Annotated in this window: 20 protein-coding genes; 13 read left to right on the top strand and 7 right to left on the bottom strand. The window is 41.4% G+C overall.

Annotated features, from left to right (window positions below):
• Positions 1-76: 76 nt before the first annotated feature.
• The 8 genes from V7K38_RS08100 to V7K38_RS08065 all read left to right on the top strand — a co-directional run bounded on the left by V7K38_RS08100 (position 77) and on the right by V7K38_RS08065 (position 9,361).
• Positions 77-1,105 carry a LacI family DNA-binding transcriptional regulator gene (locus V7K38_RS08100; RefSeq protein WP_334856868.1) on the top strand — a complete coding sequence of 343 codons (1,029 nt, stop codon included), beginning with the start codon at positions 77-79 and terminating at the stop codon, positions 1,103-1,105.
• 176 nt (positions 1,106-1,281) lie between these two features.
• A complete protein-coding gene (uxaC, locus tag V7K38_RS08095; protein WP_334856866.1) occupies positions 1,282-2,700 on the top strand; it encodes a glucuronate isomerase in 1,419 nt (472 codons plus the stop codon).
• A gap of 268 nt (positions 2,701-2,968) precedes the next feature.
• The gene (locus tag V7K38_RS08090) at positions 2,969-3,805 is read left to right on the top strand and encodes an SDR family oxidoreductase (protein ID WP_334856864.1); all 837 of its coding nucleotides are present in this window, start codon (positions 2,969-2,971) and stop codon (positions 3,803-3,805) included.
• A 2-nt stretch (positions 3,806-3,807) separates the two neighbouring features.
• Positions 3,808-5,070: a lactate racemase domain-containing protein gene (locus V7K38_RS08085; protein ID WP_334856862.1), complete on the top strand. Its 1,263-nt coding sequence runs from the start codon at positions 3,808-3,810 to the stop codon at positions 5,068-5,070.
• Positions 5,071-5,369: 299 nt separating this feature from the next.
• Complete coding sequence (locus tag V7K38_RS08080) at positions 5,370-6,233, top strand: RnfABCDGE type electron transport complex subunit D (protein WP_334856860.1); 864 nt, start codon at positions 5,370-5,372, stop codon at positions 6,231-6,233.
• 1 nt (position 6,234) lies between these two features.
• Positions 6,235-7,611 carry a DUF2330 domain-containing protein gene (locus tag V7K38_RS08075; RefSeq protein WP_334856858.1) on the top strand — a complete coding sequence of 459 codons (1,377 nt, stop codon included), beginning with the start codon at positions 6,235-6,237 and terminating at the stop codon, positions 7,609-7,611.
• A 180-nt stretch (positions 7,612-7,791) separates the two neighbouring features.
• Positions 7,792-8,442 (top strand): sigma-70 family RNA polymerase sigma factor, encoded by a 651-nt coding sequence (locus V7K38_RS08070; RefSeq protein WP_334856856.1) that lies wholly within the window; start codon positions 7,792-7,794, stop codon positions 8,440-8,442.
• A 646-nt stretch (positions 8,443-9,088) separates the two neighbouring features.
• Positions 9,089-9,361, top strand: a complete 273-nt coding sequence (locus V7K38_RS08065; protein ID WP_334856855.1) for a GlsB/YeaQ/YmgE family stress response membrane protein — start codon at positions 9,089-9,091, stop codon at positions 9,359-9,361.
• A 569-nt stretch (positions 9,362-9,930) separates the two neighbouring features.
• Here the strand turns inward: V7K38_RS08065 and V7K38_RS08060 are convergent.
• On the bottom strand, positions 9,931-10,992 hold the full coding sequence (locus tag V7K38_RS08060; RefSeq protein WP_334856853.1) for a glycosyl hydrolase: 1,062 nt from the start codon (positions 10,990-10,992) through the stop codon (positions 9,931-9,933).
• A 564-nt stretch (positions 10,993-11,556) separates the two neighbouring features.
• Between V7K38_RS08060 and V7K38_RS08055 the strand changes: the two genes are divergently transcribed.
• From V7K38_RS08055 to V7K38_RS08040, 4 genes are all read left to right on the top strand, one after another.
• A complete protein-coding gene (locus V7K38_RS08055) occupies positions 11,557-13,809 on the top strand; it encodes a DUF1796 family putative cysteine peptidase (protein ID WP_334856852.1) in 2,253 nt (750 codons plus the stop codon).
• Positions 13,810-14,108: 299 nt separating this feature from the next.
• Complete coding sequence (locus V7K38_RS08050) at positions 14,109-14,786, top strand: biliverdin-producing heme oxygenase (protein ID WP_334856851.1); 678 nt, start codon at positions 14,109-14,111, stop codon at positions 14,784-14,786.
• Positions 14,787-14,870: 84 nt separating this feature from the next.
• Positions 14,871-16,253 (top strand): oxygen-independent coproporphyrinogen III oxidase, encoded by a 1,383-nt coding sequence (gene hemN, locus V7K38_RS08045; RefSeq protein ID WP_334856850.1) that lies wholly within the window; start codon positions 14,871-14,873, stop codon positions 16,251-16,253.
• 963 nt (positions 16,254-17,216) lie between these two features.
• A complete protein-coding gene (locus V7K38_RS08040) occupies positions 17,217-17,909 on the top strand; it encodes a manganese catalase family protein (protein ID WP_334856849.1) in 693 nt (230 codons plus the stop codon).
• Between the two features lie 146 nt (positions 17,910-18,055).
• Here V7K38_RS08040 and hpsU read toward each other — a convergent pair whose 3' ends face one another.
• The 4 genes from hpsU to V7K38_RS08020 form a co-directional block, all read right to left on the bottom strand.
• Positions 18,056-18,637 carry a hormogonium polysaccharide biosynthesis acetyltransferase HpsU gene (gene hpsU / locus V7K38_RS08035; protein ID WP_334856848.1) on the bottom strand — a complete coding sequence of 194 codons (582 nt, stop codon included), beginning with the start codon at positions 18,635-18,637 and terminating at the stop codon, positions 18,056-18,058.
• 17 nt (positions 18,638-18,654) lie between these two features.
• Entirely contained in the window at positions 18,655-19,602 is a 948-nt protein-coding gene (locus V7K38_RS08030; protein ID WP_334856846.1) for a glycosyltransferase family 2 protein, read from the bottom strand.
• A gap of 23 nt (positions 19,603-19,625) precedes the next feature.
• Complete coding sequence (locus V7K38_RS08025) at positions 19,626-20,558, bottom strand: glycosyltransferase (RefSeq protein ID WP_334856845.1); 933 nt, start codon at positions 20,556-20,558, stop codon at positions 19,626-19,628.
• 133 nt (positions 20,559-20,691) lie between these two features.
• Positions 20,692-21,501 carry a hypothetical protein gene (locus V7K38_RS08020; protein ID WP_334856844.1) on the bottom strand — a complete coding sequence of 270 codons (810 nt, stop codon included), beginning with the start codon at positions 21,499-21,501 and terminating at the stop codon, positions 20,692-20,694.
• A 487-nt stretch (positions 21,502-21,988) separates the two neighbouring features.
• On the opposite strand from V7K38_RS08020, the gene cobU reads away from it, so the two are divergent.
• Positions 21,989-22,564 (top strand): bifunctional adenosylcobinamide kinase/adenosylcobinamide-phosphate guanylyltransferase, encoded by a 576-nt coding sequence (cobU, locus tag V7K38_RS08015; RefSeq protein ID WP_334856843.1) that lies wholly within the window; start codon positions 21,989-21,991, stop codon positions 22,562-22,564.
• Positions 22,565-22,676: 112 nt separating this feature from the next.
• Here the strand turns inward: cobU and V7K38_RS08010 are convergent, their stop codons facing one another.
• Entirely contained in the window at positions 22,677-23,396 is a 720-nt protein-coding gene (locus V7K38_RS08010) for a DUF4079 domain-containing protein (RefSeq protein WP_334856842.1), read from the bottom strand.
• A gap of 222 nt (positions 23,397-23,618) precedes the next feature.
• Positions 23,619-25,268, bottom strand: coding sequence for a glycosyltransferase family 39 protein (locus tag V7K38_RS08005; protein ID WP_334856841.1), 1,650 nt, complete (start codon positions 25,266-25,268; stop codon positions 23,619-23,621).
• Positions 25,269-25,394 lie beyond the last annotated feature (126 nt).

Here is a 25,394-nt window from a genome sequence, read left to right as displayed (position 1 = left end):
CTCTTGACAAATAACGATTATTTTCTATAATACATACAAATGCACACGTGTGCAGTATTTAAAATCTAAGATAAAAATGAATAAACGAAGAATTTCAATTGAAGATATTGCTCGGAAAGCAGGCGTTTCTCATTCCACAGTTTCGCGGGCTTTGCGAGATAACGCTCTCATTAGCCCGAAAGTGCGAGAAGAAATTAAGCAACTGGCGCAGGAGATGAACTATGTGCCAAATGCGATCGCTCAAAGCTTGCAAAATAAACGTACTAATACCATTGGTGTAGTAGTAACTTCCATCGCAGATCCTTTTTTTGCTGAGGTAGTAGACGGAATTGAACAGATAGCTAGACCAGCCGGCTTGAGTGTTTTGTTAAGTGCTTCACACCGAGATTTTGAGCAAGAAATTGCAGCTATTGATACTTTTCATCGCCGGAGAGTAGACGGAATATTAGTAGCTGACTCACGAATTAGCAAACAGCATACAAAGCAACTAACTCAAATTGCTATACCAACAGTTTTGATTAATAGCCAGACTGAAGATCAATCTGAAATATTTCACTCAGTAGCAATAGACGATCGCTTAGGTGCTAAATTAGCCACACAGCATTTAATAAGTTTGGGACACACCGCTATTGGTTATTTGGGTGTGAGCGATCGCAGCAGGTCGAACCGCGATCGCCTAGAAGGATATAAAATGGCTCTTGCTGAAGCTGGTCTATCACAAAATCCTGATTGGGTTTCAATTAGTGACGAGTATGATACTAGAATCAGTGATGTCGCCACCGGACAAAAGATGCTATCTAAACTATTGACTGCTGAGGTAACAGGCATCTTTTGTTACAACGATATGGTGGCGGTTGGCGCTCTATTAGCTTGTCAAGAACTAGGTATTTTAGTACCGCGAAATTTAAGCCTGGTTGGATTTGATGGTATTGCTTTAGGTAGTTATGTTACGCCAGCACTTACAACAGTCAGCCAGCCAATGTTAGAAATTGGTGGCATAGCTATGCAAATGTTACTCGATTTATTAGAAGAAAAAACTGTGGAAAACCGCGTTTTATCTCCTTTTTTAGTAGAGCGTGGTAGTAGTGCAGCATTAATAAAATAATTTGAAATCGTGTCTAGCTTGAAAACTGTAGTTTTTGTGTAATCAGACTAAACCTACAAGAGAAAATATACTCTCCTTAAAAACTTCAGCTTTTAAAATGGACAACTCTTACTCTGTACGTAAGACAAATTCTTATTTACACTCAGCAACACTAAAAATTCTAATTAAACAAAAATATGTTAACCAAAAAACCGATTTTATCTCCCGATCGCTGCTTTTCTCCAGAACCAGTTCAAAGACGAGTAGCCCATCAATTTTTTGACAGCATATCTGCGTTACCTCTGGTCTGCCCACACGGACACGTAGATCCAGCCCTGTTAGCTAATCCAGCAGCGCGTTTTGGTTCACCAACAGAATTATTTATTATCCCCGATCATTACATTTTGCGGATGCTTTATAGTCGGGGCATACCTCTGGAAGCTTTGGGTATACCTACTCGTGATGCACCAACCGAAACTGACCACCGGAAAATCTGGCAATTGTTCGCCGAACATTTTTATCTATTCCAGGGTACTCCATCCGGGTTGTGGCTCAAAGACGAACTAACTAATGTCTTTGGGGTAGATGAACCTTTAAATTCTCGTAATGCTGGACGTATCTATGATTACCTGGAAGGTTTATTAGCCTTACCTGAATTTTCCCCTCGTGCTTTATTCAAACGCTTTAACATCGAAGTGCTTTGTACTACCGATGCAGCCAGTGATAACCTAGAAAATCAGCGATCGCTCCACGAAGAAGGTTTCACTCAAATTAGACCGACTTTTCGACCAGATGCAGTAGTTAACTTAGATGCTCCTGGTTGGCGAGAAAATCTCACCAAATTAGAAAGCAGCGTCGATAGAGAAATTAGCACTTACGCTAATTTTGTCCAAGCTTTAGAAGAACGTCGGGCTTTCTTTAAAAAAATGGGCGCAACAGCTACCGATCAAGGTGCAGCTACACCTTATACCACACGTCTTTCCGAGCAGGAAGCAGAAGCTATATTTGCAAGAGCATTAAACGGCAAACTCAATCCAGAAGATGTGGAGCAGTTTACCGGTCATATATTCATGGAAATGGCTCGGATGAGTGTAGAAGATGGTTTGGTGATGCAAATGCATTGTGGTGTTATGCGTAACCATAACTCGGCTCTATTTGAGAGATTTGGATCTGATAAAGGTGGTGATATTCCCCTCAAAATCGAATGGACTCAAAATCTGCACCCGTTGTTGTCAGCTTACGGGAACGATCAACGCTTCCGGTTAATTCTTTTTGGCATGGATGAAAGCACTTATAGCCGAGAGATGACTCCCTTAGCTGGTCATTATCCTACTGTCTTGCTTGGCCCGCCTTGGTGGTTTCACGACAGCGTAAATGGCATGGAACGCTACTTCAATCAGGTTATGGAAACAGCCGGAATTTACAATACTGCTGGGTTTAATGATGATACCCGCGCTTTCGTTTCTATTCCGGCTCGTCATAATGTTTGGCGGCGGGTAGCTTGTAACTGGTTAGCCGGATTGGTAACACGGGGATTAGTTGATGAAGAGGAAGGGTATGATATGGCCCGCGCTTTAGCTTACAACCTCGCTAAGAGTGCTTATAAATTGGACTAAGGGACTTCCAACAAATAAATTACCCAATTTTGTGGGGTGGGCCGAAAAGCCATTGGTGTCAAGTTAACGTGAAACCCTTATAAAAACTGGATATTGAGTTCACTGACTTGCGATCGCGATCCGCGTTACCCCACCCTAACCCTCCCCTTATAAAGGGGAGGGAACCGGATTTCCTTCCTGTTTCCCACCTTTATAAGGGGGGATTAAGGGGGGTAATACGACTTGTGTACACCATAGTATTGATTTTTGAATTACGAATTGAAACAAGATGTCAGATTTTATTTTAAATAAGCTTTTTAGCCTAAAAGAGCAGGTAGCAGTAGTCACAGGCGGTTCAGGCGTACTTGGTGGAGCTATGGCACGAGGTTTAGCCCTTGCTGGAGCGCGAGTAGTGGTTCTGGGTCGCAATCAAGGACGGGCGGAAGCGGTAGTGGCTGAGATTACAGCTAATGGTGGAGAAAGTATGGCTGTATTAGCAGATGTTAGCGATCGCTCCCAATTAGAAATAGCCAGAGATAAAATTGTACAGCGTTGGGGTCAAATAGACATCTTGGTAAACTCGGCTGGCGGTAATATTCCGGCTGCCACAATTACCCCTGATGCGACTATTTTTGATATGCCTCGCGTTGCCTTTGAGGAAGTAGTTAGCCTAAACTTACTCGGTACTCTACTCCCCAGCCAAGTTTTTGGTCAAGCAATGGTCGAAAAAAAACAGCCCCACGGTTGTATTGTCAATATTTCTTCTATGTCTGCTATCCGAGTAATTAGCCGCGTGGTTGGCTACTCAGCCGCTAAAGCCGGGATAGATAACTTTACTCGTTGGTTAGCCGTCGAACTTGCTCAAAAGTATGGGGATGGAATGCGAGTAAATGCGATCGCGCCAGGTTTCTTTATTGGAGAACAAAATCGAGATTTACTCCTAAATGCAGATGGCAGTTTGACCGAACGCGGGCAAAAAATTATCGAGCATACCCCTGCTGGACGTTTCGGAAAACCAGACGAATTACTCAGCACCTTGATTTGGTTATGTAGTCCTGGTTCTAGTTTCATCAATGGGGTAGTAGTGCCAGTAGATGGTGGGTTTAGTATCTACAGTGGAGTTTAATTATGCATTCACTAGCTGTAACTAACGGAACACTTTCCGACGAGCAAGTTTCCGGGCTAGTTCATCAAGCTTTGGCAGACCGTCAGTTAGATGGACAGCGTATCTTAGTCTTAATTCCAGATAGCACCCGCACTGCTCCCATCCCGCAAATGTTTCGATTGCTGCATCAGGAGTTAGGAAAAAGGGTAGCGGCTCTGGATTTTTTGATTGCTCTCGGTACACATAATCCCATGAGCCAAGAGCAAATTAATCACCTAATAGGGGTAACACAAGAGGAACGAGAGACAACCTTTAAAAAAGTTTGCATCTTTAACCATCTGTGGAATGAACCAGATACCTTTACTTCTTGTGGAGTAATTTCAGCAGATGAGATAGCAGAGATTAGCCGAGGAATGCTACATCAATCCGTTGAAGTTCGTGTTAACAAGCTTGTAAACCAGTACGATTTAATCATGATTTGCGGCCCCGTCTTTCCCCACGAGGTTGTCGGTTTTTCTGGTGGAAATAAATACTTTTTTCCCGGTATTGGTGGTCAAGAAGTAATTGATATATCCCATTGGTTGGGTGCTTTAATCACCAGTTACGAAATCATTGGGACATCGGGAATAACCCCAGTTCGGCGCTTAATTAACCGAGCCGCTAACCTAATTTCTACCCCGAAACTTTGCTTGGCGATGGTGGTTGCACCTAAAACGAATCAGCTAGCTGGACTTTACATAGATAAACCAGAGCCAGCCTGGGAAACTGCTGCAAAATTATCCGACAAACTGCATATTACTTATGTAGATCGGTCTTTTAAACAAGTGCTTTCAATAATGCCCCAAATGTATGATGACATTTGGACAGCAGCTAAAGGAATGTATAAGCTAGAGCCAGTAGTGGCCGACGGAGGCGAAGTAATTATATATGCCCCTCACATTACCGAGTTTAGCTATACACACGGCGAAATCCTATCCCAAATTGGCTATCATGTGCGAGATTATTTCCTTAAACAGTGGGATAAATTTAAGGTTTATCCCGGTGGAGTGCTGGCTCATAGTACTCACTTAAAAGGTATGGGTACATTTGATTTTATAGAAGGCGAACAAGCTCGGATTCGCGTCACTTTAGCGACAGGTATTTCTGCTGAACGCTGTGCTGCTCATAACTTAAACTATCGAGATCCGGCTACCATTCGACCCACAGAATGGGCTAACCGTGAAGATGAAGGGATCTTGCTTGTGCCAAAGGCTGGGGAGATATTGTATCGGATAACTACTCTGTAATTCGTAATGACTTATACCAATTCTGTATGAAGATGCACATAATAAGTCCCCCCTTCACAAGGGGGGACGGCGTAGCCGGGGGGTAAATATATGCAGCTTCACAAAAAAATGGTATTAGCGTAATTGTAGAGAGTCCGCGAAGGTAATTAAGTTGAGTCAATTTTTTGGCGTTGGTGACAGGGCGATCGCAGAAGCACAGAGGATGCTTTGTAACAAAATCTGTAACAGCATTACTATTTGAGCTAGCACTCGTATAGATTGATGAGAAATCTACGGGTAATCCCGGAATTTAAGGATTAATGCTGCTCAAAGATATACGAGATTATCAAATTCTCTTTCTTGGCTTGTTCCTAGTATTGGGAATCGGTACACGAGACTGGACGCTACGACCAGAGTTAATTGGGGTAGCGATCGCCACCAGTCTTGTAACCCAATGGATATTGTCATTAGTTACTGGTAAAGAACAAATGGCAAATCTTCGCAGTGCTTTAATTACCTCCTTGGGACTAAGCCTGTTGTTACGGGCTGATTGCTGGACGACAATGGCAATAGCCGCAGTAATTGCGATCGCTAGCAAATTCCTCTTCCAAGTTGGCGATAAACATTTCTTTAATCCCACCAATTTTGGCATCATATCTGCCTTGATTCTGACCCCCGATGCTTGGGTTTCACCGGGACAATGGGGTGAAGAGTGGTGGTATGGGCTATTATTTGCCGGCACTGGTGGCATGATTTTGCAGCGCGTTGGTCGCTGGGACACCACAGCAGCCTTTTTGGGTTCCTACTCCTTACTAGAGGCGATTCGTAATCTCTGGCTGGGTTGGACTTGGGATGTTTACTGGCATCGATTGATGAGCGGATCTTTGCTGCTGTTCGCCCTATTTATGATTACAGATCCGCGATCGATTCCCAATTCCCGAATTGGGCGGGTAATTTGGGCAATCTGCATCGCCGGATTAACTTTTATTCTGCGAAATTATTTCTTTATTTCCACAGCAGTTTTCTGGGCGCTGTTTGCCCTTGCGCCATTGACGATCTTGTTAGATGTTCTGTGGTTAGCCCCAAGGTTTTCTTGGCAAGAGGCAGATAAAGAAGCAGGAGAAGAAGTGCTTCTTGTACAGAAGCGATTAATCGCGTCTCTAATTAAAAATGCAGAGGTATAAAATGAGATTTTTTCGACCTTTAACGCCATTATTGTTGACAATTGTAGCTGTTTTGTGCTTTGCACCAGCAGCTTGGGCATTTTGTGGATTTTATGTAGCTAAAGCTGATACAAAACTGTATAACAAAGCTTCTCAGGTGGTAATCGCACGAGATGGCGATCGCACCGTCTTAACAATGGCAAACGACTTTCAAGGCGAAGTCAAAGATTTTGCAATGGTAGTACCTGTGCCAACAGTGCTGCAAAAAGAGCAAGTTCATGTCACTGAACCCAAAATTATCGAACGCCTAGATGCTTTTAGTGCGCCGCGATTGGTTGAATATTTTGACTCAGATCCTTGTGCTGTAGGTGATTTGGTAGATCGACCTGCTCCGGCATCTAGAGCAAGCGCAGTCAATGAGGAAGCTAAAAAGACAAGCGATCGCAGTTTGGGTGTAACAATCGAAGCACGTTTCAACGTCGGCGAATATGACATCCTGATCCTTAGTGCTAAAGAATCTGGCGGACTAGAAACTTGGCTCAAACGCAATGGCTACAAAATCCCCAGAGGTGCGAAAGAGTTACTCAAGCCCTACATCCGCTCCTCAATGAAATTCTTTGTTGCCAAAGTCAACTTAGATAAATTCGAGAAATCCGGCTACCAGTTCCTTCGTCCGCTACAAATTTCCTACCAGTCACCCAAGTTCATGCTGCCAATTCGTTTAGGCATGATCAATGCCACGACAGAGCAAGATTTGATTATCTACATCCTCTCGCCCCAAGGACAGGCAGAAATCACTAACTATCGAACGGTAAAAATCCCCTCTGACGCAAATGTTCCCTTGTTTGTCAAAGATAAATTTGGTGAATTTTACAAATCAATGTTTCAAACTGCCTACACCAAAGAAGACAGGAAAGTTGGTTTTTTGGAATACGCTTGGGACATGGGTAGTTGCGATCCCTGTTCAGCCGATCCTCTAACCCAAGAAGAACTCAAGCAAGCAGGCGTATTTTGGCTAGATGATAATTCTGGAAGTAATGTACCAGTATCTCCAAGCTTTCGTCGTCCCTCTCCTACAAGCAGCGTCTTCATCTCCCGGTTGCATGTCCGCTATACCCGCGATAAATTCCCTGAAGACTTGATATTCCAACAAACTGCTAACAGTGAATCTTTCCAAGGGCGTTATGTTTTGCAACATCCGTTCCAAGGGGAACTCAAATGTCAGGCGGGTAGAGAATATAAGCGAACTTTGCCCAAGCGTTTTGAACAAGAAGCGCAAACTCTGGCTAAACTAACCAACTGGAATATCCAAGACATTCGCAACAAAATGAAGCTGAGTGTTGGTAATCTGAGATATTCCTGGTGGGAAAATTTATTTTCTTGGCTGGGATTATATTGAGGGGCATGGGGTATGGGAAAGAAGGAAGGGAGCAGGGAGATGAGGGAGACAAGGGGAAATTATTTAACAAGTTTCTTCCCAAATTCCCAATTCCCCAAATATTGACGAAAGGTAATTTTTTGTGCGGTTATTATACGCAATACTAAGATATTCTTGCTTTCTTTCTGCCCCAACATTGTCATGGTTCACTTCGATGAACAGCTACGCCGCTTAGTTACCGAAGCCTGTGGACACCCACTTGGAAGTCCTCAGCGTCAAAAGCTGCTCACGCAAATTATTCGTTTGACAGCAAATAGACTCTGGAGGGAAAGTACTCCCTACTATCAAGATGCACTACAACAAACTTGGTTGTATTTCTGCCGCAATGTTTGTGATGGTTTGACTGGTCAAATCTATGACCCCACCTATGGCAGTGTCATCACCTGGCTGAATGCTTACCTAAAACGGAGACTACAGGACTTTTACATTAACCAGAACCGCGAACAAGCCATAACAGTCCCTCTTCGGGTTCGTCAGTCTACATCAGGTGGAACAGGTCAAACAATCGATCCTATAGATAACCTTCCAGCTACCCCCCAAGCACCTCCCATTTTGGAAGAGTTGGAGACATGGGCTAGGACAGATTCTGAAGGTGAACTGCGCCGTACCCATATTAAAGGGCGGCCAGATGTCAATTGTCAGGTGCTAATTCTTAAACGCCTACCCCCGGAAGTTAGCTGGAAAGAATTATCTGAGGAATTTGACTTGTCAATTCCGACATTAAGCAGTTTTTATCAGCGCCAGTGTGTACCACGTTTGCGTAAATTCGCTGAATCGGAGGGATTGTTTTAAACAAGAAAGAAGGCAGAGGTTTAGAGGTTATTTATAAAGTAAAAATAAAATTCCTGTAGGGGAGCCAGTGCGTCCTTCCGTTTTCCCGACTTGTTCGCTTTTAGCGTTCTCGCAGGGTAATCTTGCAGCAACCAAGAGAAACGAGGAAATACGTTATTAACGGTTTGTGAAGCGATCGCTAGCTGCCCGTCCTTAGCTTTTACAAGACCTCTAATACTTATTATTATCTTGGTATCTATTTCAATACGTATCTTTTCAGAAATGAAACCTGATTCCTATACAATACGGTTCGGTTAACGTTTTAATATGTCTGAATATCCCCCCAACCCCCCTTAAAAAGGGGGGCTTTTAACCATCTTTTACCCCCTTTTTAAGGGGTCGCCGCAGGCGGGGGGATCTTAACCGAACCGTATTGGATTCCTATATATACTGCAATTATCAAGCAACGAATTAATAAGCTCCTAGTTTTAGACCTACCAGGAGCTTTTTTAATTAATTATTCATTGGAATTAGAGTAGTTCATCACAAGAAGTAATGGCATTCATCCTCAAGGCTATTTATAGTTGATTCTGCTGGTAGATTGAATATCAATAGTTGGATTGCTATTGTGTATTTGTGAGTCAAAAAGATTTATCAGATTGAAACAATGAATATTCTTGCTTGGATTGTTTTAGGTCTAATTGCTGGTGCTATTGCAAAAGCTATCTACCCCGGTCATCAAGGCGGCGGAATCTTAGCAACAATTTTATTAGGAATCATTGGAGCTTTTATTGGTGGTAGTCTGGGTATATTTTTCAGTACGGGAACCTTGGCTCTAGCGGCTCCCACTCTTAGCATTCCTGGTATTGCAGTAGCAGTTATTGGTGCAATTGTTGCTGTTTTCTTGTGGAACTTGCTACATCGTCGCAGTGCTGTGTAATCAATTAAATTGGAATTAATTAATAGTAAAAATCAGGGAACTCTTTTCACTATATATATTTTTTCCCTGAATTGAAATAAAACAATAGCGCTTACCTATATTAAGGTAAGCGCTATTGTTTTATTTTGTTGGGGTGCGATGCTGTTTAAGCGAACTACGGTTAATAAATCAGTTACAAAACCTGTTACTTGATTGAAGCATAAGCAGTCAAACAATTGACTGTCACAGAAAATATCATCTTAGAGGATGTTTGAAAAGTCATCTTTTCGGTATCAAAAGTTTTAGATCCCTCTAAATCTCCCGATAAATTGGGAGACTTTGATTCCGGTTCGCCCCTTTTTAAGGCAGTAGGGGGATCTAAAAGTGCCTAAAATCACAGCAAAACACTTGTTTATTCAACCTCTTAGTCGGGAAGTTTGGGAAATCTACACCTCCGAAAGCTTTAGGTACTCCCTATTTTGGAGAAAATCGCCACTCCGACTAAAAAAACGTTCCTTCGACGAACTAAAAAACAGCTTATTTTTTACTTTATGAACTACCAGTCCTTACTTCGTTGAAGGACTGGTAGTTCATTGTTCACCCCAGCGATTCCACTGGCGAAAATTAGTTCCGGCACTCACAGCTAAACCAATTTGGTGCTGTGAGGATAGTTCATCATAGCCACCTTCGTTTGCGCCAATATAGTACATACGAAAACTGCCATCATCCATTGCGACTATACAAGGCGTGCCTACCGCTCGTGCATCCCAACGACCAGAACCCTTTTCAGCATGGGAAAATACTGAACCTCCAACTTGCTCTCCCGGAACTTTTTGCCAATGAATCCCATCCTCAGAAACAGCTAGACCGATGGAGTGATAACCACTACTGTTAACACCTTCGTAAAACATTACATACTCTCCCTTTATTTTCAGAACATGGCGAGTACCAATGCCTCTCTCATCAAAACTTCCAGATTCACCTGGTTCTAAAATCTGACCGACTTTTTGCCAATGAAAACCATCGCTAGACACAGCTAAACCCACTAAGAATCCTTTCTCAGGATTTAAGGTATGGTAGTACAATTTCCACATTCCATTATCATCAGGTAAAACTTGTGGCCAGGCACAAAACAAGGCATCAAACTCCCCTGGCTTGCCTAAATCTAGAAAGGCTCCTTTGTAAGTACTTTCCAACCGTACCCAATTAATCCCATCACGCGATATAGCAGAGCCAGGGAGCATATTTAACCCTTTCGCTTTAAACCCTCCCCGATCGACAACTGTGCCATCACCCCCAAAATACCACATCCAATAAAGACCATCCTGTTCGTATACATTGCTTACACCAACATGGGCTGAGTCGAACCGATTTGGATCTGGATGAGGCTCAAAGACAGCCCCCCTAGTTAATAATCCCTGGACGCGTTGCCAATCAATTCCATCAGCAGAAATCGCTAAACCACATCTACCTGTGGGCAAATTTATTTCCCGATCAAAGGACGAATCCCGACCGTAATACCACATCCTCCAAGTTCCATCGGCACAAAACAAAACCTGTGGCGAAGATACTCGTTCGGAATCCCACCAACCTTCAGAGCCTGGCATGAAAATTAATCCTGGTTGATGGTTTGAGGTTTTTGAGTTACTCATATCTAGAATCTAATTAACTATTAGGGCTATCAACATAGTCACGGGGGCTAATAAAGATTAAATAACTACTCATAGTACCTTGTCTAATTAAATATAGAGGTACTTCAGTCCCCGCATGATGTATATTTGGTAAGTACTGATAACCAGATAATTGTAAGTACGACTAAACACTAGGATGATAAGCGATCGCATTTATCATCTATAAGTCTTGGTTAAGTGGAATAGATAGCAGATAGCTTTCAGTACTAAATACTGGCGGATTTCAGTCCTAATTGAAGGAAAAATTTAACTTAATCTTATCCTTTTGTTGATTTGTTCTTAGTTGTGCTGAGACTTTTAATACAATATATTCTACTTAATCAGTATTAAATCTTCTATAAAAATCCAATTTTATTTTTGAAAAGCTTCACTACTGTTAACTTTGAGCGTTCTAAATCAGAAGCTCAGTATACTTAACAAGATTCATACCGGATTCTTAAGAATTCTATGTGATATTGTCAAAGTAGATTTAAATATTTCAGCCTGACTGTTTGGTATCGTACTCACTAAAGCAGGATAAACTCTATGTATCGATTCCAGATCAGTGCATACACGCAAACTGGTGAATCCATCGGTCTGGTCGGTTCTACTCCAGAGTTGGGACTGTGGGATATCAAAAAATCTGTCCATCTGCGAACAAGTGGCGATCGCTATCCTTCATGGTGGACAGATATTGACATTCAAGAGTCAGGCAATCGCCAGAGAGTTGAATATAAGTATGTACGTCTCAATGCCAACGGTAACGTCCAATGGGAGAGTTTACTAGATACAAATCGGTGGATACCGATTGATTATCGGGATGATTCAAACACGATTATTGTGGATGATGGTGCATTCGGTTACTTACAACCTTACCCCTTTGGATACATTGAGAAATCGGCTGTCAAGATGCCCGTGGTGGAACAAGGGGCTGAGAGACTCAAAATCGTGGTCATTGGCAGTTCCGTCGCATTAGGTCATAAAGCCTGGTTTTTGAAAGGTTGGGTCTGGTTGTTGGCACAGGCTTTAGAGCAAAAATATGGGCATCAACTAGTGAATGTGTCAGAGGTGGGGGTGAATGTCAGCAAAACGATCGCTAGATTCCCTTCAGTTGTCATCCCAGAACAACCGGATATCGTGATTATTGCTTTATCTCTGGGCAACGAGGGATTAGCCTACTGTCCACCTCACGAACGGCGGGCAGTACAACGGCGGTTCGAAAGTGGCTTACAGCAGTTAGTGAAAATGACGCGGGACATCGGCGCAATTCCAATTCTGGGGGGTGTGTATCCCAATGACGACTATTCTCTGGAGCATTACTGGCTGCTCCAAGACACACACAAGCGGATGCTAAGTTGGGACGTAACTGTACTAGATTGGTTGGCAGCCGTGGATGATGGACAAGGACGATGGAAAGCGGGGACATCCTTCGATCCGGCTCACCCAAACATTCTCGGTCATAGCCTCATGTATGAGCAGATCGACCAGCACCTATTCGACATCGATAAAGACGAACTGACAGAAAAACAACGTTTCCAGCAACCGAATGAGTTTCCCGTCTACTTTGACAATGCTGGCTTTCATATCTCTGTGTGTATCGAAGAGAAGCGTTTACGGATTGTTAATTCATCACAATACAGTTACACGATCGCTCCCTATTGGCAGGAATTGCAAACTGCATTACAAAGTCGGGCAGGATTGATACCAGGTATTTACGTTGCAAAGTCTGTTAAACCAGGGATACTCCCCTTCTTTGCCGTGCAAGAAGATGGTGCGATCGCAACCACAGTAAATATCCCCCCTGGTGCAGACTTAGAATATAGCGCTGGCTTCAATCTCTTTTTGCCGAACAACTCACAAGTTTTATTCTATGACGGGCATCTAGGGATTTTGCAAGCAAACGAACGGCAGATATGGGCGATCAACGAATCAGATAACGAGTACAACATCCAACCCATGTGGACAGAGGTTTGCAACGCCCTTAAAGCCATGCCATCGGGTGTTTACGAAGATCCGCTTCATCCCGACATTCCCTTTCGGACAATGATAATTGGCAAGGATGGGCTAGAAAGTCGGGTGAAAGCACCACCTAAGTCTGCGGTGTTTTTCCAATACAAATGTAAGTTATCGGATATTAGCCGTGTCGCCATTCTTCCCCTTGGCGATCGCTGTGCCGTCCGCATGATGCTATATAAGATGGAGTACGATGGCCCCGCCTTTCCCTTTGATCTAACACGCACAACTAATATTGCAGATGTTGCGGATGCGATCGAAAACGGTTTTTATGATATGTGGAATCCTGCCTTTCTGCACTATAGCCCCGATGCGGAGAGAATTTACCATAGTAAGTGGTCGGGTCTATCCTTTGCCCATGAAGTCGAGGAGACAGACGATCCAATAAACGATATGTCTCCCGTTCATGAACGGATACGCATTCGATATACGGCACGTTCTGAAAGGTTTTGGTACGCATTGCAGCACTGCGACAAAGTGCTTTTTGTTCGTACAGGAATTAGCGATCGCGGTGGCGTAATCGATCTGGTCGAAAAGCTAGAAAAAAAATGTCAGGGGAAGCCATTTCATCTCTTGCTGCTTTCTCCCCAAAACGATGATGAGTTTTTAGACCTTCCCAATGTGCTGCACTACAATGTCGAGTTTAACCCCGATCGCATGTATGACGATTTGGGACACTGGATGTATTGCACAGAAGTGATGCGAGGAATTCTGGAATCCCTTGGGGTGTCTAGTAAGAACCTCTTTTGGTGTCCGCCCAAAACACCGAAAGGGGTGAGAAATTAGTTAAGTGTGATGCCTATTCCAAAATCAGTTTTGTTACTACTAAACTCAAATGTCCCTGAATATGAGTATCAGAAAAACATAAATAAATACTAATATCTTTATAGTTATATATAAATTAATAGTTAAATAATCTTAGGAGAAATAAAAATACCTGGATCTAAATCAGCAGTGGTACTTGCTGGATAGACTGATGCAGATCCTCTCTAAACCTAGAATAACAATCTTCTCGCTGGCACTGGCAGGCATCCTGAGTCGGTGACTGCCCAGCAGCCTTGCGCTTGAACATGAAGGAAGCAACAATGAGTAGCAATCTTGCCATTAAACTGCGTTCTGGAACTCAACAAGCCCACACATCAGCAGAAAATGTGGGATTCATGAAATGTTTTTTGCAAGGAGTTGTGGATAAAGACTGCTTCGCCAAATTTTTAAGCAACTTGTATGATGTCTACAGCGAACTAGAAGCAGCATTACATCACAATGTAGACCATCCTCTGATTAGTGCAACTTACTTCCCTGAACTTAATCGCCAATCCTCCCTCGAAAAAGACATGGTGTTCTATTATGGAGATAATTGGAGAGAGCAAATTACACCCTCATCTGCTACCCAAAAGTACATTGACCGCATTCGGGAAATTTCTGCTAGTGAACCAGCCTTATTGCTAGGTCATGCCTACACTCGCTACATGGGCGATCTTTCTGGGGGTCAAATGCTTCAAAAGGTTGCTCAATCAGCCCTAAAGCTTTCTGGCTATGAAGGCACGTCCTTTTACAATTTTGAGCAAATTCCTGATAAAAAAGCATTTAAGGATAAGTATCGTCAGGCATTAAATGCATTATCCGTTGATGATATAACAGCAGAACGGATTGTTGCAGAAGCTAATAATGCCTTTGGGTTCAATTTGCAGATGGCTCAAGAGTTAGAGGGAAGTTTAATTAAAGCACTCGGCCAAGTCCTGTTTAATAGTCTAACTCGTTAGTCATTAGTCATTAGTCATTGGTTATTTCCCCCTCCTTACTCCTCTGCTCCCCTTAACCTCACACACTCATTGGAAAGCAACTCAATGGTTTTTCTATTACCTGGTGTCAAGTTTGATCTGGATCTGATTCAAAAGTACGACACTCGCGCACCTAGATATACCAGTTACCCGCCCGCTACAGAGTTAAGCGAAACATTTACTGAAACTGATTTTAAGGCCGCGATCGCAGCATCTAATCAACGCCAAACTCCACTTTCTTTGTATTTCCACATTCCCTTTTGCCAAAGTGCTTGCTACTTCTGCGGCTGTAACACGGTAATTTCCAATAACAAGAATATTGCTAAACCTTACGTGGAGTCTTTGGTTCAAGACATCAAAAATACCGCAGCTTTAATCGATCCAGACAGAAAAGTGTTGCAAATCCATTGGGGAGGCGGTACTCCTAATTACTTGGAGCATCACCAAGTAGAATTTTTATGGAAAAACATCAATCGCTATTTCAACATCGATCCACAGGCAGAAATTTCAATTGAGATTAATCCCCGCTATATCGATAAAAACTACATCTTCTTTCTGAGAGAGATTGGGTTTAATCGCATTAGTTTCGGCATTCAGGATTTTAATCGCCAAGTTCAAGTAGCTGTGAATCGCGTTCAGCCAGAAGAAATGCTCTTTGATGTCATGAGTTGGGTTAAAGAAGCTAAGTTTGAAAGTGTGAATGTAGACCTAATTTATGGTTTACCTTATCAAACCCGCGAGACATTTCAAGAAACAGTGAAGAAGACAATTGAGTTAGATCCTGACCGAATTGTTGTCTTTAATTTTGCCTATGTTCCGTGGCTAAAACCGACACAAAAAAATATTCCTCAAGAGGCGCTACCACCAGCCGAGGAAAAGTTAGATATTCTGAAAATGACCATTGAAGAATTGACCAATAACCAATATCTCTTTATTGGCATGGATCACTTTGCTAAAACTAATGACGAACTAGCGATCGCTCAACGCAATGGCACTCTAAAACGCAATTTTCAGGGCTACACTACCCATGCAGAGACAGAATTATTTGGCTTTGGTTCTACATCCATTAGTATGCTAGAAGATGCTTATGCTCAAAATCACAAGGAATTAAAGGATTATTATCAGACAATTGCATCAGGTAATTTACCTGTTAGCAAAGGTGTCAAGCTGACTCAAAATGATATTATCAGACGGGATGTAATCATGGGGATTATGTCTCACTTTCAGTTGCATAAGCAAGATATTGAAAACAAATATCAGATCAATTTTGATGAATATTTCTCTGAGGAACTAGAGGCGTTAAAACCAATAGAAGCTGATGGTCTGGTCAGTTTATCAAAAAATGAGATCCAGATTACAGACATCGGTAGATTACTAGTCAGAAATATTGCCGTTATATTTGATACTCACACTAAAATGCGAGAGACAAAATTCTCCCGTGCTATTTAAAACAGTCGTTGATTCTGCCTAACCCTTCTTAGCTCGACTTTATCCATTTTTTAGCAACGCTCAAAGCTTTGTATGATGGTAGTTTTACTTTTTAGTTTTCACCGAAAATCAGTGATATGAAAAAAGTTTTTGCCAAAAAGCTAGGGTTTTGCCGATACAAGAGATCCAAGTTATTAATTTTGGATAAAGTCGAGCTTAGAGGGTGAATGAACAAGTATTTCACTATGATTTTAGGCACTTTTAGATCCCCCCTAACCCCCCTTAAAAAGGGGGGAACCGGAGTCAAAGTTCCCCTTTTTAAGGGAAGCCACTGTAGTGAAATTTTACAGTATTTAGCTCGCCGACTTCTTAAAGAAGTTGGTAAGCTAATTTTTCAACATCACAGCATTAATTTAATTTTTAAATAAAAAGGATCAAAAATAAATTCTATTAAATCTTGCTCAACTTGATAACTAAATATTTTTTTTACATCTTCAAAAAGTTAGATAGTATAATTACACCTTCAGATAGATATAGCGGAATTAAGATTAAAAACCTCTATCAAAAATCGGAAAATGTGTTAGTTTCAAAAACTTCGCAAAACCTAATATATTAGAGATTAAATAATTTAGGATTTATTTTGTCGACAAAAAATCATTGAGCATTTTTATGCTCCAAAGCCTAAATCAATAAATGCAAATTTCCATTCAAATCTTGATGTAAACTCTTTTGTCTAACTTTTGGATTTATCATTTACCCCATCTGGTAGAAAGAATCTGGAATCAGAGTTGATAACTTAGACACAAGTGAGATTGTTGAGGCAGTTATTGGCAGTTACCAAGACTGAAATGACTACTGTATTTTAGTAGTCTTCTACTATACCAGCCTGAGAAGCTATCAAATATCAAATTAGCTCTCCCTGGAAAATATGAGAAGACCAATAATCCACTTTTCTAACATCATAATTTTTGGAAGTGTAAATCTATGTTTTTTCACAAAAAAGAGCCTATTCATGCAGTTAACGTTAGTGAAGCAAACCCTCGTTTTGCTCAGTTACTTCTAGAGCAGTTTGGCGGAGCTACTGGAGAACTTAGCGCAGCCCTGCAATATTGGGTGCAATCTTTCCATGTAGAAAATGCTGGAATTAAAGACATGCTCCAAGACATTGCAATCGAGGAATTCGGCCATTTAGAAATGGTTGGTAAACTCATTGAAGCTCATACTAAAAATGTGGATCAAACCGAGGCTTATAAGAGTACTCTGTTTGCAGTTCGAGGAGTTGGGCCTCATTTTCTAGATAGCCAGGGTATTGCTTGGACTGCAAGCTACTTGAACGAGGGTGGAGATGTCGTGCGCGATCTAAGAGCTAACGTTGCAGCAGAAGCCGGCGCTCGTCAGACTTACGAATCATTGATCAAATTAGCAACTGACAAAGGAACCCAAGAGACTTTAGTCCATCTGTTAACCCGAGAAATTTCTCATACCCAGATGTTTATGAAAGCTCTAGATTCACTGGGTAAATTGACAGATCCATTCTTTGGTAATATTAAGCCAGATGAAACAGTTGCTCTCTACTACAACCTATCTACAAATGGTGATGGTAAAGATGAGCGTGGCCCTTGGAATTCTGAGCCTACATTCAAATACATTGCTAATCCTCTAGAAAGTCACTCTTAATTCTATTTAGACTTCTGCAATTCTCCTTGAAATTTCGCAGCGAGGGGAATTGTGGGATAAATTCTGGGGTTCGACACCATCTAGAAAAGTAGAAAATTTAAGGTAGCACAGCTAGTTGTGCTACCTTTCTGTCTTTGTCTATAAAATCAGGGGTTTGTGGGGAGATCGAGTTTTATCCGACTCGTCTTAGGATGACAGGGGCTTCCCCAACAAACCTGTCCAGAAGGCATATTAGTCAAAACAGTACTACGAGCGCCAATCACAGCATTAGCCCCAATTTGCACTCCTGGCCCCACGAAACAATCTGCTGCTACCCATGCACCATTGTTAATAGTGATACTCGCTGTTTTTAACCCAAAAGCAGGATCTTGGATATCATGACTACCAGTACATAGGTAACTTTTTTGGGAAACTACGCAGTGTTCACCGATGTGTATCCGAGCGAGGCTGTATAACACTACGTTATCTCCAATCCAACTATAGTTGCCAATGGTAACTTTCCAAGGATAGGTGAAACGGGCGGTGGGTCGAATTAATACGCCTTTGCCGATACTAGCGCCAAATAATCGTAGCAAAGCACAACGCAGAATATTTAACGGTTGAGGAGTGAGGGGAAATGCGATCGCTTGTACAAGCCACCACAATAATACATACCAACTTGGCCGTCCCCGATCAAACCAAGATTGGTCATATTTGCGTAAATCTACGAAAGGTTGGTCATTTGTCATTGGTCATTTATTATTTATCAGGAATCAATGGTTAATAGCTTTACCTCTGCTCCTCTGCTTCCCTGTTCTGCTACTTCTTCCTTTGCAGTATTTAAGTGACCACCACAGTTGCGTAATTCGTAAAGTTTAACGCCAATTTGATATTCATATTGACTCAGCAAGCGTGCATAAATATATCCGGCTTTGCCATCCAAAAAACCGCGTTGAATTATATAAAATAAAACAAAGCGTAAAATTGGTTTAAATGGCAGGTGTACCCACACTTTTTTCAAAAAGCGCTTGCGTTGCACTGCATCACCAAATAGATTCGCATCGATGGTGCCGCTATCATCTTTACCTGTGAGAATATTAAAATAAACGCTGGCTTCCCAGTTGGAATAACGGTTATGACGTTCTAACCAGTGATAAAGATCGCGGAAGTCTTCGTGGAGCATATCATTTTTGAGATACCCAACTTTGCCCTGCAAAATCACATGTTCGTGAACTTCGTTATCACCAGTATTAGGAATATCTTCTGTATGTAGGTTTTCGTAGCGGCCTTTTTTATGCTGAAATAAACGGAGATTCCAATCGGGATATTTCCCACCGTAACGAATCCATTTTCCTAAGAAAAATACGCGGCGGTTGAGGTAATAACCTGTATATTCATCATTTTGAATTGCTTGGTCAATTTCTTCCCAAAGTTCGGGTGTGATGCGCTCATCGCAATCGACAATTAGCACCCATTGGTTACGAAAAGGGAGATTATCTAAAGACCAATTTTTCTTTTTCGGCCAGCGTCCATTAAAGTTGAATTGCACGACATTCACACCGTGACTTTTCGCAATTTCAATGCTGTTGTCGGTACTTTGAGAATCTACTACAAATATTTCATCTGCTCTGCTGAGGCTAGCGAGGCAGGCTGGCAAGTTTGCTTGTTCGTTTTTTGCCGGAATTAATACAGAAACTGGTATTTTAGATGACATATCACTATAAATTATGTTATTGGTTATTTCTTATTTGATGTGAATAAAAGACCTTGAATAGCAGCATTTAAATAGCCAATCTGACCGTAAGCATATACAAGTTTGTCAAACCGTTCTGCTGGATCGGAAAAATATTGCAATGCTTTATACAAGCCACGCACAAACCGTTCGCTACCTCGCTGCAATTGAGCGATTCCAGCTTTACCAGCGAGTTGTTCTCGATAGCATTCACTGATCCCCTGCCACCAGCCTCGGTTTAAAAACCAGGTGCGTTGGAGGCGTTCTGGGGCAACATTGTGAGCAACTAGCGCTTCGGGAAGATAAGCGACTTGCCAACCACGCTGTAGGGCAAACTCGGTCATTTGCAGTTCTTCATTTGATAACAGATTTTTCCCCACTCGACCGAGATGAGGATCAAAACCGCCAATTTCTTCTAGGAAACTGCGGCGGATGGAGTAATTTAAGCCTCTGGGTGTTGAGCCAGGTTGCTCGATGTAGATGTTACTGTCACCCAAGTCGTATGCACCCAGATTTGCAGCTAGCCCTGGAGATAGCCATCGTGGTTGTTCGATTCCTGGGGGCCATAAGAGAGTGACTTTGCCACCTGCGATCGCTAGTTTAGAATTATTGTAATAGGCAAGATATAAAACTTGTAGCCAGCCAGGGCTAGCAACAGCATCGTCATCCAGATAAGCAAGAATATCACCATTAGCTACTTTTGCGCCTGTGTTACGGGCGACAGATAAACCAATGGTGGGTTCAAATACATACTTTAGGTGTGGATTGTGGGTTCTTTGTTCTACCACCTCACGGGTGCGATCGCTAGATCCATTATCAACTACTACAATTTCAAAGTCAGCAGCAAAATCCTGCGCTAAAAGACTATCAATAGCAGCCCCTAAATAGGTATCTCGATTGTGGGTACAGATAATGGCAGAGATTTGGATGTCTGGCATAGATTTTATTTTGGATTTGAGATTTGGGATTTTAGATAAAAATCTTAAATCCAACGTACACCTGCTCAGAGTTAATCTAAACCAAAAATTACCAACCCACCAACCGAGTTTCTTCGGAAATATCTTTAAAACTTCACGTTTGTTGAATATGACTGTGTAAAACTACAAGTGTTTGAGCCAGTTGACTCAGGCGGGTTTCTAAAGATTGCTTGCGTCCTAATAGTTGACGTAACTTTTGGTAACGTGCGATCGCCATACTAACATTAGGAACCTGATCTGCTGGACATGGGCGTGACCAGACTTTACCAGCATCATCCACACCACAAAGGCGGTAGCCAGTAATCGATGATTTATAAGATACTTTCCCACCAGTAGCGCAAATTTCTTCTACGTAGTTCATCAGGCGGTCAACTTCTGCATGGCGCAGTGTTGCAGTTCCTCCCGCTTCTGGTTCGCTGGGATTGGATTCTAACCAGCCATTCACAATTGGCCCTTCTAAGTAAATATCCTGAATTTGCTTCAAAATATTTTGCAGTTCTATTTGCCAACCAGCGACAGTTTCTTGAATTTCTTGCAATAGATTCATCGCCAAGGCTGGATTTGCTCCGTGGCGATGGTTACTAAAGGTCGTAGTTTTCAACTTGGGTAGGCTAGGTATTTTACCACCATTCTCTTCTGCTTGAAAGGTTTGCACAGAGTCATGGTGAGGAAAGAAATTTTGTTCAGGAGGATAATTACTCTCAATATCTACACCCAGGTTAACTGTTTCTTCTTTTTGGGATGACGGAGTTTGTGTACTTTCTGTAGATTCGTTGGCTCCGACACTGATTCTAAAGGAAAAAGGCCGTTTTGTTGTCGAATCTCCTGCTTCGGCGGCAGAGCTAGTGCCGCGATTCCCCAAATCGTGTAGAGTTGCTTCTATGCGTTTTAAACCTGCGTTCATAAAGACATCCTAAATTTTGCTGTCCCCAATGGTGTTAAGTAATTAAGAATGGGGTTGTTGGAATTTTCGGCTTTTGCCAGTTGTGACACCAATCTAATTCGTAATTAGGGACTTCCAAATAAAAAAATACCCCACAAGATTGGGTAATTTATTTGTTGGAAGTCCCTTAAAAAGGGTTTTTACCCGGTGCATGATGACCATAGTTCCATTTGCAGTGGGATTTTAATCCTGACTGGAAACAGAATTATGAATTATAAATTTTGAATGGTGCTGGTGCTAATTTTATCCCTTAAAAGTTATTTCAAACTAAAAATCTTACCGATAAAGTAAAAACTGTAGTGATAAATTTCAACTAGCTACTTATTTTGGGACTGACGCAAAAAGTCAGTCAAATCCTTGATTTACCGTAGGGGCAATTCATGAATTGTCCCTACGGTGTATAGTTTTGCGTAAGTCCTATTATTGTTAAAAAACTCAGAAAACAACTTTGGGTAAAATCATTTTAGTAACAGGGCCAGCACGATCTGGTAAAAGTGAATGGGCGGAAACTCTGGCTATGCAGTCAGGGAAAGCAGTTGTTTACGTAGCAACAGCAACCGATAATGCAGATGACCAAGAATGGCATCAACGCATTTTAGAACATCAACAACGCCGTCCCCAAGACTGGGTAACTCTATCAGTACCTGTAGAACTGTCTGCTACCCTCGCCGATGCCAAACCCTATACCTGCCTTTTAGTTGATTCTTTAGGAACTTGGGTTGCTAATCTCTTAGAGGAGGATAAATCTAGCTGGGAAAGTATTGTTGTAGAGTTATTAGAGACGGTGGATCTGGTTGCTGCTGATATCGTGTTTGTAGCAGAAGAGGTGGGTTGGGGTGTAGTACCAGCTTATCCCCTGGGGAGGATGTTCCGCGATCGCTTGGGTTCTTTGGTGCGCCAATTAGCTGCACTTAGCGAAACTGTTTATTTAGTTACTGGTGGTCATGTTCTCAATCTTAGTGTCCTTGGTTCACCATTGCCAAGCAGAGAGGATGCTGGAACATTCAGGAGTCAAGATTCTTAAACTATTGATTCAGCAATCTTTGAGTGGGGAATTAAAACCCGCCAATAATTGTAGACGGCTAAATCTTAGATATGGAGGAATTGGATAATTTATTTCTTGGAAATCCCTTGGTTTACTTTGGTGGTTGAGAATTTGGTGTTGGACAAGTTTTATTAGCAAAATCACACTTATAAATATATGGTTCTTGCCAACTCAAAGGAATTTCTAATAAATCTCGTGTTCCTGTCATACCTTGTCCAATAAATAGCAACAAAGCAATGCAGTTTAAAATCGTATGGATGATCCGCCAGCGATTAGATTTATCTTGATAAATATCTTGAACAATAGCTAATGAAAAAATCATCAGCAGTGCTGCGGTAATACCAATATAATAATGTGACCAATACCATTCATTGGTACGGCGAAATACTCCATCCTGACAGCCTAGTATTACTAAACCTGCACCAGTTAAAGTTGCAAAAATTGCCCGCCATACTCGTTGCTTTGCCCGATAAAGAAATACTAAAGAGGCGATGGTAGCAGCCAATATTAATAGGATAAAAACCACTTGAAAAGGTGTTTTATTCCATACCTGATTGTTAATAATGTTTTTACCAATAGGATAGCTTAATCCAATTAAAGTTAATCCGACAACTGCACTTGTTAGTCTTTCACCCAACTGCTTATGTTCTCCACCAACCACAGGGGGAATTTTGCTCTTACTACCGGCTAAAATTTGCAATCTGCGTTGACGTGTTTGCCAAGCAAAATTGACTACTGTCCCGATTAGTGGAAACACGAATATAATTGCGATCGCTGGATGTAAAAGACCAAGAAAATCTGTTATTTGCATACAACACCTTTAAATTAATCATCAAATTAATGTCAAATGACAATTTAAAGCATTCTACTATCACTTAAATTAATTTTAGATAAGAATCTGTTGAATGTTTATTTTTGTTATTTTTATCTGAGTTTAAGAAAGGAAACATTGCAAAAAGACTAAATAAAGCTAACAAGGTGTGCGATGTATTAAGCGACTTCCAACCTACAACCCTTTTTTATAGCCTAATAGTCAACTGCTAGATAATTTCGTCTTGCGGAGAATATCGCGTTGGCGTACACTGCGGGGTTTAGCTAGTTTCCAAACTGAATAATATTTGTCACTATAAACAACATCTGTCTTCAAACTATACTTTTTTTCTATTATTTCCCGCCAAGTGTCTGAAGGATTGAATAAAAAAACATCAGCAAACCTATCAGGAATTTTGGGGATTTTTTGATTTTGAACCAGCAGAAATTGCACCTTTGGCTTCAAAAGATAGCTCAGAGAAAAAATATTTCCATAATTATTACCCAAAGCATCACTAATCAAAAGTGGGCGAGTAGTTTGATTGATGATTTGGGCAACTTGGGGATTACCATCGCTGATACCCTTATTCCACCAGGTTTCTGCTTGGGAATTAACTTTAGAAGAAATTAAACCACAAATAATTAGCAATGCCACGATCGCATACCAAATACTCCGGCGTGACATGCTCCCATTATATATTTGGGTAGCTAGTAAGTAAGCAACAGCTAATTGAATCCCTAAGTAAGATGGTATGAAATATGGATCGGTAGATGATTGTATACTGCCAGGCATTAAGTCTGGTATTCTTAGAGGCAGTATAGGCACTACAATTAATATAATGATAAACAACCAAACTTTATAATTAGTTGTTTGGCAAAGGAAATAAATTGAATATCCTATAAAAGTTAAAGAAATTATTTTAATTAAATAGCTAAAACTATTTTCTAATCTAAGGTCTATATCAAAAAAAATACGGCTTAATTGCATAAAGAAAAATTCCAATACAGGCATCAAAGATGACTGCGTTGTTGTTTTATCTGCTGAAATCAAAAATTGGAAAAAGTCACCTATTACAGCCGCTAGCCAAGGCATGAAGGCTAAAAAACCTACCAGTGATGCTAGCAAATAAGTTCTGACAGTTTGGGACAACTGGAATCTGGCAGCAGTAATCACGTAAATTCCGTGAGCAACTGCTATAAATCCACTCCAAATAAATGTATAAAGACTAATTGCCAAAGTTACTGCATAAATGCTCCAAGCAGCGAATAAATCTGGTCTTTGTTGTTTTTTTATTAGCTCATCTTCTAGCCGCATTGCTCGCAGCAGAGAGGCGCTAGATAGTAATATGGTGACTAACCAGAGAATATATTCTTGTGCTTCTTGGGCGTATACTAGTTGGATTGGAGAAATTGCCATAAGTGCGATCGCTACACCAGGAACCGATAACGGCACATTAAATAATTCTCGACATAACCAATAAACACAAGGAAAAACCAGCAAACCGATCAAAGCAGATAAACTTCTGATCGCCGTCACCGAATTACCAAAAACTCCCATCCACAATCTCGCTATTACGTAATAAAGCGGTGGATGCAAAGAATCTTCTCTAGCCAAAGTCATGATTGTGTCATTTAAATTTTTTTGATTTACACCTTGGAACTGAGCAAAACTTTCTTTGCCAATGACACTACCATTAAACAGTTTATTTTGTGCTTCAGTTCTTGTATAACCCGAAATTCGTAATAAGGTATAAGTTTCATCATGGGAGAAAACCTTGGTATCAAGGTTAAAAAAGCGAAACAATATACCCATTGTCAATAAGAAAATAATTAAAAACCGCAACCAACTCGGAGCAAATTTGAGATGGCGCATAAGTATTTTTCCCAAGATTTTGTCTAAAATAATCCAGTGCCGCAGCTACGCCCATTCATCATAATTCGTCATTACGAACTACATTAGCGTAGCGGGGCGTAGCGGGGCGTAGCGGGGCGTAGCCCA

Origin of the sequence: Nostoc sp., from assembly GCF_036917465.1 — a bacterium.
Lineage (GTDB): Bacteria > Cyanobacteriota > Cyanobacteriia > Cyanobacteriales > Nostocaceae > Nostoc.
Note: the sequence above shows the minus strand (reverse complement) of the source record. Positions and strands in the feature narration are given on the sequence as shown.